The organism is Streptosporangium sp. NPDC049376 (assembly GCF_044466505.1).
Taxonomy (GTDB): domain Bacteria; phylum Actinomycetota; class Actinomycetes; order Streptosporangiales; family Streptosporangiaceae; genus Streptosporangium.
The window spans coordinates 274,808-284,768 of sequence record NZ_JBITMT010000003.1; the positions used below are offsets into that span (position 1 = coordinate 274,808).

The window sequence follows — 9,961 nt, forward strand, 5'->3', positions numbered from 1 at the left end:
GCCAGGTTACGCGATCCCCTGCCATCGGTACGGTCAGCCGAGATCCGAGGGCAGCGCACGAGCCAGCGCCCGGATGGCACGGAACTGCAGGGCCTTGATCGCCCCGCTCTTCTTGCCCATGACGAGAGCGGTCTCCGCCAGGGACATGCCGTGCAGGAACCGCAGGACCACGCACTCCTGCTGCTCGGGGCCGAGCGCGCGCACCGCGCTGAGCACCCGATCGTTGACCATCGCGGTGACGACGGCGTTCTCCGGGATGTGCGGGCCGTCGAGGGGGACGTCGAACACCTGGGCGGTCGAGACCTCAAGGCGGTATCTGCCCGACTTGAAGTGGTCGGCGACCAGGTTCCTGGCGATGGTCACCAGCCAGGCCCCGAAGTCGCGGCCCTGCCAGGTGAAGTCGGCGATCCGGCGCAGGGCCCTCAGGAAGGTCTCGCTGGTGAGGTCCTCGGCCAGTGGATGGGAGCCGACCCGGAAGTAGACGTACCGGTAGACCAGGTCCAGGTAGCGGTCGTAGAGCGTGCCAAAGGCGTCCGTGTCCCCTGTCTTGGCACGCAGAACAAGCCTCCGGAGTTCCTCCGAGGCGTCCTCGCGCGCGGCGAGCTCATTACTGCGGGCAGGCTGGGTCACCCCGGTGGTCGTGGGGAGGGGCCCGGCGAACGGCCACGTGTCTGGCATCCGGTATCCCTTGGGGGAGGGGGCACGGCGTGCTCGAACACTCTAGGAAAACAACCTGAAATTCCACAATCCACTGGGCAATGTCGTGACTGCCGGTAATCGGTCGGTACGGTAGGGCGCCGGTGGTTTTACGTGGGTCCGAGCAGCCCGTCATCAGTTCGGCTACCGGTTAGTGGGTAATGTCCGGCAGCATTGGAGGCACCATGAATCTCCTCGTCGCTGTCATCGCGTTCGCCGGGGCGCTGCTCGCGATCATCGCCACAGTCGCTCTCATCAGCCGTATCCGGGATGAACGCAAGGGATGGCTGATCGCCTGGAGCCTCACGACGGCGACGCTGGGCGTGTCACTCGCAGTAATCGGAACCGGCTGTCTCATTGGATTTGGGGCGACCACATTCCGCGTTTTCCAGCTTTCCGGATCATTGCTCGCCCCGCTCTGGCTGGCCGTCGGAGTGGTCCAGCTCATCGGACGCGGGTCCGCGGGAAGGTTCGCCTCCTGGCTCCTCGGCGTGGCGTTCACCATTGTCGGAACGGTCATCATGATCTCCGACCGGGTGGACCTCGAACAGGAGTTCACCACCAGCCTGCCGCTGGGCAGCCGCCACTGGGACGTCTTCCCGGCCTACCTGCTCTGGGCGGTTCACGCGGGCGCCGCGCTCGTCCTGCTGGGCGCCCTGATCCTCGCGGTGCTGCGTCGCAACGGCGACGACTACGACGCCGACAACCTGCACGCCATGCTCGTGCTCGGCCCCGTGGGCCTGGCCACGATCGGGGCGGTCAGCTTCGCGGTCCCCGGGATGCTCACCATCGTCCTGCTCGCCGTCGCCGGGGCCGCCGTGTGGTACGTCGTGCTGCGCCCGCTGGCGCCGTACGAGGACGAGGACGAGGAGGAACCGGTGGAGGACGCACGACGCGAGACACGGCCCGCGGGCCGCAGGGCCGCGCCGGAGCAGCCGCCCTTCCAGGACGTCCAGGTCGCCGGGCGCCGGGCCGTACCCGAGGACTCCGCGCGCCATTCCGGTCTCGGTGACCTGGTGGCCGAATATCGGGCCGGGGAGCGGGAGGCCGACTACGCGGCGCACACACGGCAGGCACCGATTCCGCCGAACGCGCCGCCCGTGGGGAACGAGATGTTCGGCGGGCCCGCGACGGGCATGTTCATGGCGGGCGACTACGCCGCGCCGCCCCCCGCGCAGCCCTCTGCGCCCCCCGCCGCACCGCCCCCGGCAGGCGCGTACGGCCCGCAGCCGCAGGGGAACGGCCAGTTCGGCATGACCTCCGGCGGCCCGGCCACCGGTGAGTACGACATCCAGACCAACGAGTACGGCAGGCGCGGCGGCGGCAGGCGCGCCAAACCCGTCGATCCCGCCGTCGGTCCCGGCACGGGCGAGTTCGCCGCCGACCCCCTGTACGGCGGCAGGCACAACAACGGCCTCGCCCCCATGCCCGCCGACCAGGCCTTCGGCGCCCCGCCCGTCCCGCCCGGCGGCCCCGACCTCTCACGGGGCGCGAGGCACGGCCAGGCGCCCGAACAGTCCCAGCCCGGGGTGCCCGCCTTCGGCGCCTACGGCCAGCCGCCCATGGCCGCCCCGGAGACCGGCGTCATGTATCCCGGCGCCGGGCCCGAGCAGGCGGGTGGCGCAGGCCGTCCCTCCCCGGCCATCTTCGGGCTGCTGACCGTGTTCACCCTCCTCGACGGCACCGGGGAGAGGTTCGACCGGCTGGCCGAGGAGACGCTTGAGGCCGTCCGCCGCGCCGAGCCGGACACGCTGATCTACGCCTGCCACTCGGTGAAGTCGGCCCCGTTGCAGCGCATCGTCTACGAGCTGTACCGCGACGAGGTGGCCTACGCCGAGCACCAGCGGCAGCCCCACGTCGAGCGCTTCGTCGCCGAGCGGCAGAGCATGGTGCTGGCGACCAACGTGATCGAACTCACGGTCAACGCCGCCAAGGTGATGCCGCTGCCCACGGCGTTCAGGATCTAGCGAGCCAGCGCGGAGCGCAGCCGACCCTCGTCGACCCGCCAGAAGTCGTGCTGGACGCCGTCGATCAGCGTGACCGGGATCATCTCCCAGTACTTCGCCTGGTCCTCCTCGGAGAGCGTGATGTCACGCTCCTCCCACGGAACGCCCAGCTCCGCCGCCACGCGGCCTATCACCGCCCGCGCGTCGTCACACAGGTGACAGCCGGGCTTGCCGTACAGCGTGATGCGGTGGTCCTGCGGTGCCATGTCCGTCACGCTAGCCCAGGGCACGGCCGGTCCGGGAACGTGGGGGACAGGAGAGCAACCTGGGAGTTCTCGTCGTCCCGTTCCGTGCCCGACACTGGGAAGACCCACTTTGTGCACCGGTTCACAAAGGGACTAACCTGAAAGACAGTGGCCTCACCTCGTCATCCGTCGCGTCCGGGCCGCGCCGGCCGCCTGTCCCCCTGGAGCTCCGGCACGTGATTCGCCGTCTTTCCCAAGCTCGTGAACGTGGCATTCCCGAGGCGACCGTCGCCCGGTTGCCGCTCTATCTGCGAGCGCTCAACGGCATGGCCGAGCGGGGCCTGGCGACCGTGAGCTCGGAGGACCTGGCCGTCGCCGCCGGAGTGAACTCGGCCAAGCTTCGCAAGGACCTCTCGCATCTGGGCTCGTACGGCACCCGCGGGGTAGGCTACGAGGTCGAGTACCTCATCTACCAGATCTCCCGTGAACTGGGTCTGACCCAGGACTGGGCGGTCGCGATCGTCGGGGTGGGTAACCTCGGGCGCGCGCTCGCCAACTACGGAGGGTTCGTCTCCAGGGGGTTCCGGGTCGCGGCGCTCCTGGACGCCGACCCGGAGGTGGTTGGTGACCACATCGCGGGACTGACCGTCGAGCACGTCGACGAGCTTGAGGCCGTCATCAGGCGGCGGGCCGTGTCGATCGTCGTGCTCGCGACCCCGGGCGCGGCGGCGCAGGAACTGGCCGACCGGGTCATAGCCGCCGGTGTGACGAGCATTCTGAACTTCGCCCCGGTCGTACTCGCTGTACCCGAAGGCGTCGATATCCGTAAAGTCGACCTATCCATTGAACTGCAGATCCTCGCGTTCCACGAACAACGTAAGACGGATCGGATGACTGGGGGGCCCGCGATGGCCGAGGAGTGGCCCGAGGCGGTGGACTTGTGAACGACAGAGCCCGAAGGCACGACGTCTCCCGCGGGGAGACCACGGGTTCACCACGACCCGAGGAGGCCCGGTGAGCGTCCTCGTCGTCGGTCTGAGTCACAGGACCGCCCCCGTCGCACTGCTCGAACAGGTCTCCGTCACCGGTGACGCGCTGGTCAAACTGCTGCACGACGTGCAACAGGACGTCCGGGTCGCGGAGGCCATGGTCGTCTCGACCTGCAACCGGGTCGAGGTCTACGTCACCGTCGACCGCTTCCACGCGGCCGTCAACGCGATCTCCGAGCTGCTCGCCGTCCACTCCGGCGTCCCCATGGAGCGGCTGGCCGGCCACCTGTACGTCCACTACGAGGACCGGGCCGTCGAGCACCTGTTCTCCGTCGGCTCGGGACTCGACTCGATGGTCCTCGGCGAGGGGCAGATCCTCGGCCAGATCCGCTCGGCGCTCAGGCTCGCCCAGGAGCAGGGCACCGTGGGCCCGACGCTCAACGAGCTGGTCCAGCAGGCCCTGCGGGTCGGCAAGCGCTCCCACACCGAGACCGGCATCGACCGTGCGGGCGCCTCCCTCGTCGGCGTCGGCCTCACCCTCGCAGAACGCGCCCTCGGCCCCATCCAGGGCAGGCGCGCCCTGGTCGTCGGCGCGGGTTCGATGAGCGCCCTGTCGGCCGCGACCCTCCAGCGGGCCGGTGTCACCGACATCGTGATCGTCAACCGCACCCACGAGCGCGCCGTACGGCTGGCGCAGACGGTCGGCGGCAGGGCCGCGCGGTTCGACGACCTGACGGCCGAACTGGCCGAGGCCGACCTGGTGATCTCGTGCACCGGCGCGACCGACGTGGTCGTCACCGTCGACATGGTCCCCGCCAGGCGGATGTTCGTGCTGGACCTCGCCCTGCCCCACGACGTCGACCCGGCCGTGCGGGGCCTGCCCGGCGTCACCCTCGTCGACCTGGAGTCGATGCAGGACGGCGACATCGCCGAGACCGACGACGGCGGACGGGCCGAGGCGGTCGCCGCCGTACGAGAGATCGTCACCCGCGAGGTCGCCGCCTACCTGTCGGCCGAGCGCGCCGCGCGGGTCACCCCGACCGTGGTCGCGCTGCGCAGCAAGGCGGCCGACGTGGTCGAGGCCGAACTCGGACGGCTCGCCTCCCGGGTGCCCGGCCTCGACGGACGGGTCCGCGACGAGGTCGCGCAGACGGTCAGGCGCGTGGTCGACAAGCTGCTCCACGAGCCCACCGTGCGTGTCAAACAGCTCGCCGAGTCTCCGGCAGGCGATCATTATGCGGAGGCGCTGCGCGAGCTGTTCAATCTTGACCCGAAGGTGCCCGATGCGGTGAGACGGGTCGATTCGGTGGAAACGGAGACGAACAAGAAGGAGGTGGGCAGATGAGCGACACCGCTTCTCCACTGAGGATGGGGACCCGGCGCAGCCTGATGGCGACGACCCAGTCCGGCCTGGTCGCCGCCCGCCTCACCGAGCTGACCGGCCGCGCCGTCGAGCTCGTCGGCGTCACCACCTTCGGCGACGTGACCAAGGCCAACCTCACCCAGCTCGGCGGCACCGGCGTCTTCGTCAGCGCGCTGCGCGACAAGCTCATCGAGGGCGAGATCGACTTCGCGGTCCACTCGCTGAAGGACCTGCCGACCACGCCGGACCCGCGCATCGTCATCGCCGCCATCCCGCCCCGCGACGACCCGAGAGACGCGCTGGTCGGCCCCGCCAAGCTGGCCGACCTGCCGCCGGGCGCCAAGATCGGCACCGGCTCCCCGCGCCGGGTCTCCCAGCTGCGGGTCCTCAGGCCCGACCTGGAGTACGTCCCGATCCGCGGCAACGCGGAGACCCGCATCGGCAAGGTCACCTCCGGCGAGCTGCAGGGCATCGTCCTGGCCGCCGCCGGACTCGGCCGTCTCGGGCGCGAGGCCGAGATCTCCCAGGTCTTCGAGGTCGAGGAGATGCTCCCGGCCCCCGGGCAGGGCGCGCTGGCCGTCGAGTGCCGTGCCGACCGCCCCGACCTCGCCGAGCTCCTGAGCGTGCTCGACGACGCCGCGACACGCGCCGCGGTGACCGCCGAACGCGCGGTGCTCGCCGCACTTGAGGCAGGGTGCTCGGCTCCGGTCGGCGCCTACTCCGCCGAGCGTGGGCACGATCTGTTCCTGACCGCCGCTGTCGTCGCCGTGGACGGCAGCAGAGCGGTACGCAAGTCCGCCGCCGGGACCTCTTCGGCGCCCATGGATCTCGGTCGCGACCTCGCGGCCGAGATGATCGCCGAAGGGGCAGGCACGTTGATAGGGGAGCGAGCACATTGAGCTCCGGAAGTACCACCTTCGAGCGCTCCGCCGGGTTCGTCGCCTTCGTGGGCGCCGGGCCAGGTGATGAGGGCCTGCTCACGCTTCGCGGCGCCGACCTGCTCTCGAAGGCCGACGTCGTCGTGCTCGATCGGGAGCCGTACGGCACGCTGCTGCGCCACTGCCGGGAGAACGTCGAGGTCGTCGACACCGCGAACGAGGAGGCCGTCTCACTACGGGCCGTCAACGCCGCCAAGGCGGGCCGTGACGTCGTGCGCCTGTGCGCGGGCGACCCGATGTTCTTCTCCGCGATCACCGACGAGGTCGCGGCCTGCGCCAAGGCCGAGGTGGACTTCGAGATCGTCCCCGGCGTGCCGGCGGCGACCGCCGTCCTCACCTACGCGGGCATTCCCGCCGCGGTCTCCGTGCCCGAGTTCCGCGTCGTGGACGCCACCCAGGTCGACGACTGGTCGGCGCACGCGACCGGCGCGGGAACCCTGGTGATCTACAACGGGCTCTCCCAGGCCGCCGCGATCGGCAAGGCACTGATCGCCGCGGGCCGTCCCGACTCGACACAGGTCGCGATCAGCGGCTCGGGCACCACCACCGAGCAGTACACCGTGGTGACGACCCTCGGCCGGATCGCGCCCGACCTCAAGCACGCCGGGATGACCGAACCCGCGCTGATCGTGGTCGGCGAGGCCGTCGGCATGCGGGAACGCCTGTCGTGGTTCGAGACCAAGCCGCTGTTCGGCTGGCGGGTGCTCGTGCCCAGGACCAAGGAGCAGTCGGCCGGGCTCGTCGAACAGCTGCGCTCCTACGGCGCGGTGCCCGAGGAGGTCCCCACGATCTCCGTCGAGCCGCCCCGGACCCCGCAGCAGATGGACCGGGCGATCAAGGGCCTGGTCACAGGCCGTTACGAGTGGGTGGCCTTCACCAGCGCCAACGCCGTCAAGGCCGTCAGGGAGAAGTTCGAGGAGTACGGCCTCGACGCCAGGGCCTTCGCCGGGCTCAAGGTCGCCGCCGTCGGCGAGGCCACCGCGCGGGCCCTGGTGAGCTTCGGCGTCAAGCCCGACCTGATGCCCTCGGGTGAGCAGTCGTCCGAGGGACTGGTCGCCGAGTGGCCGCCGTACGACTCGATGCTCGACCCGATCAACCGGGTCCTGCTGCCCCGCGCGGACATCGCCACCGAGACCCTGGTCGCCGGGCTGACCGAACTCGGCTGGGAGTGCGACGACGTCACCGCCTACCGGACGGTCAGGGCGGCGCCGCCGCCCGCACCGACCCGGGAGGCGATCAAGAGCGGCGGCTTCGACGCGGTGATGTTCACCTCGTCGAGCACCGTGCGCAACCTCGTGGGCATCGCGGGCAAGCCGCACAACGTCACGGTCATCGCCGTGATCGGCCCGCAGACCGCCAAGACCGCCGAGGAGTTCGGGCTCAGGGTGGACGTCATGGCCGACAAGCCCTCCGCCTCCGCCCTCGCCTCGGCACTGGCGGAGTACGGCGCCAAGCAGCGCCAGGCGGCCGTCGCCGCGGGAGACGTCCCCCGCAGGCCCTCCCAGACCAGACGAGGGGCCAGGCGCCGCGCCAAGTAGCCTGGAGGACGGTAGGCACGGGTGCCGCGCGGCAGGAGGTCGGCGCGTCGGCACCCGGGAAGACGTTGGACAAACCGAATACGTCCCCCGGCTCCTCTCACCCTCCGTGGTGCCCGTGTGCCGGGGGGAGGGGGAGACATCATGACCGCCCAGTTCCCTGTCGCGCGCCCACGCAGGCTCCGCCGTACGGCGGCGATGCGCCGGATGTCAGCGGGCACCCGGCTGCATCCCGCGGAGCTGGTGCTGCCGGTGTTCGTCAAGGAGGGCATCGACGAGCCCAGTCCCGTGACCTCCATGCCCGGCGTCCTGCAGCACACCCGCGACTCCCTGCTCAAGGCCGCCAACGAGGCCGCGCAGGCGGGCGTCGGCGGCCTGATCCTGTTCGGCGTGCCCGAGGTCAAGGACGCCAGGGGCTCGGCTGGCGACGACCCCGAGGGCATCGTCCAGCGCGCGGTCGCCGACCTGGTCGCCGAGGTCGGCGACGCGCTGGTCGTGATGACCGACACCTGCCTGGACGAGTTCACCGACCACGGCCACTGCGGCATCCTGACCCCCGGCGGGGAGGTCGACAACGACGCCACCCTGGAGCGCTACGCCGCCGTCGCGGTCGCCCAGGCCAGGGCCGGATCCCAGGTCATCGCGCCCAGCGGCATGATGGACGGCCAGGTCGCCGCGATCCGCGCCGCGCTGGACGCCGACGGCTTCCAGGACATCCCCATCCTGGGCTACTCCGTCAAGTACGCCTCGGCGTTCTACGGCCCCTTCAGGGAGGCCGCCGAGTGCGCGCCGCAGTTCGGCGACCGCAACGCCTACCAGCAGGACCCTGCGGGTCCGATCGGTGAGGCGCTGCGCGAGGTGCGCCTCGACCTCCAGGAGGGGGCCGACGCCGTCATGGTCAAGCCCGCCCTCGCCTACCTCGACATCCTGCGCCAGATCCGCGACCTGGTGGACGTCCCGGTGGCCGCCTACCAGGTCAGCGGCGAGTACTCCATGATCGAGGCCGCCGCGGCGAACGGCTGGATCGACCGGGACCGCGCCATCATGGAGTCCCTGATCGCGATCCGCAGGGCCGGGGCGGACATGATCCTCACCTACTGGGCGACCGAGGTGGCCAGGAAGCTCGGCTGACCTGGTGTGACGACAGGCACGTGGTGAGAACCGGGGGTTTGTCATTCGTACATGGGGTCTGTGCGTTAGAGTGCGAGGACCGGTGCGGATGTGTCCCAGGTGGTGTAGACCCTGGCTGTCTGACTTCTTTCGCTGATCGACCGAACACGGGCATGTCATCGCATCCGAAGGCACGCGGGACGCGCGGACGACGGAGGACACGATGGTGGGGGTACCGCTGACTCGTCGGGGCAAACGACGCGCTCATCCGAAGCAGACGGTCGCCTCCGTGCTGGAGTACGCCGCCCTCGGCTGGGCGAGCTGTCCCGGGGCGCGGCCCCTGAACAGCGGTTCCCGCGCCTGCTCGTGCGACCGCATCGGCTGCCCGGACGCCGGTGCCCACCCGCTCTCCCGCGCCTGGCAGATGCAGGCGACCACCGACCCCGCCCTGCTGAGCCACTGGTGGCAACGTGACCCGGAGGCGAACGTGATCCTCCCCACGGGCAGGGTCTTCGACGTCTTCGACGTGCCGCTCGCCGCGGGCATGACCGCCTTCGCGAACATGGACTCCGCCGGAACCGCCCAGGGCCCGGTCGCCGCCAACGGTGACCGGGTCCTGTTCTATGTGGCCACCCGCAACACCTCCGACGACGAGGACGAGTGGTGGTCCTGCTCCCTCGACTACGGCCCCTCGACCATCGAGGAGATGCCCGGCCTACGGTGGCACTGCCGCGACAGCTACGTCATGGCGCCGCCCTCCCTGCTGCCGACAGGCAAACCCGCCACCTGGCTCCGCCCCCCGGACGGGCGACCGCTTCCTGACCCGCTGGTCGTGCTGGAAAAGCTGGCCGATACCTGCTGATGGCGATGCCTTCGGCATCGCGGGTTCGGGCGCTTCGGGCCGGTGTTTTCCCTCGTCACTCCGTCGCTTCGCTCCTGCGTTCCTCAGTCCAAGCACCGGCGCGCCCGAACCGGGTTTCTTTGCTCCGCCTTCGTCGTCGCGGGCTTGGGCGCTTCGGGCCGGTGTTTTCCCTCGTCTCTGCGTCGCTTCGCTCCTGCGTTCCTCAGTCCAAGCACCGGCGCGCCCGAACCGGGTTTCTTTGCTCCGCCTTCGTCGTCGCGGGCTTGGGCGCTTCGGG

9 protein-coding genes are annotated in these 9,961 nt (G+C 70.5%); 7 read left to right on the forward strand and 2 right to left on the reverse strand.

Features of this window, described 5'->3' with window-relative positions; translation table 11 throughout:
• Positions 1-33: 33 nt before the first annotated feature.
• Positions 34-678, reverse strand: coding sequence for a sigma-70 family RNA polymerase sigma factor (locus ACIBVQ_RS11005; RefSeq protein WP_399176975.1), 645 nt, complete (start codon positions 676-678; stop codon positions 34-36).
• 203 nt (positions 679-881) lie between these two features.
• Here ACIBVQ_RS11005 and ACIBVQ_RS11010 point away from each other — a divergent pair, with 203 nt between their 5' ends.
• On the forward strand, positions 882-2,663 hold the full coding sequence (locus tag ACIBVQ_RS11010) for a putative quinol monooxygenase (protein WP_399176977.1): 1,782 nt from the start codon (positions 882-884) through the stop codon (positions 2,661-2,663).
• Here the strand turns inward: ACIBVQ_RS11010 and ACIBVQ_RS11015 are convergent.
• Positions 2,660-2,908 (reverse strand): glutaredoxin family protein, encoded by a 249-nt coding sequence (locus ACIBVQ_RS11015; RefSeq protein ID WP_399176979.1) that lies wholly within the window; start codon positions 2,906-2,908, stop codon positions 2,660-2,662. The two genes, ACIBVQ_RS11010 and ACIBVQ_RS11015, sit on opposite strands and share 4 nt — an antisense overlap.
• Before the next feature lie 215 nt (positions 2,909-3,123).
• On the opposite strand from ACIBVQ_RS11015, the gene ACIBVQ_RS11020 reads away from it, so the two are divergent.
• The 6 genes from ACIBVQ_RS11020 to ACIBVQ_RS11045 all read left to right on the forward strand — a co-directional run bounded on the left by ACIBVQ_RS11020 (position 3,124) and on the right by ACIBVQ_RS11045 (position 9,684).
• Positions 3,124-3,831: a redox-sensing transcriptional repressor Rex gene (locus tag ACIBVQ_RS11020; RefSeq protein WP_352010943.1), complete on the forward strand. Its 708-nt coding sequence runs from the start codon at positions 3,124-3,126 to the stop codon at positions 3,829-3,831.
• Positions 3,832-3,901: 70 nt separating this feature from the next.
• Positions 3,902-5,221 (forward strand): glutamyl-tRNA reductase, encoded by a 1,320-nt coding sequence (locus tag ACIBVQ_RS11025; protein WP_386195056.1) that lies wholly within the window; start codon positions 3,902-3,904, stop codon positions 5,219-5,221.
• On the forward strand, positions 5,218-6,138 hold the full coding sequence (gene hemC / locus ACIBVQ_RS11030; RefSeq protein WP_399176981.1) for a hydroxymethylbilane synthase: 921 nt from the start codon (positions 5,218-5,220) through the stop codon (positions 6,136-6,138). The genes ACIBVQ_RS11025 and hemC overlap by 4 nt, the downstream gene beginning before the upstream one ends.
• The gene (locus ACIBVQ_RS11035; protein WP_352010940.1) at positions 6,135-7,715 is read left to right on the forward strand and encodes a bifunctional uroporphyrinogen-III C-methyltransferase/uroporphyrinogen-III synthase; all 1,581 of its coding nucleotides are present in this window, start codon (positions 6,135-6,137) and stop codon (positions 7,713-7,715) included. Before hemC ends, ACIBVQ_RS11035 begins: the two co-directional genes overlap by 4 nt.
• Positions 7,716-7,856: 141 nt before the next feature.
• On the forward strand, positions 7,857-8,843 hold the full coding sequence (hemB, locus tag ACIBVQ_RS11040) for a porphobilinogen synthase (protein ID WP_399176983.1): 987 nt from the start codon (positions 7,857-7,859) through the stop codon (positions 8,841-8,843).
• A 202-nt stretch (positions 8,844-9,045) separates the two neighbouring features.
• A complete protein-coding gene (locus tag ACIBVQ_RS11045; protein WP_399176985.1) occupies positions 9,046-9,684 on the forward strand; it encodes a bifunctional DNA primase/polymerase in 639 nt (212 codons plus the stop codon).
• Positions 9,685-9,961: the final 277 nt, after the last annotated feature.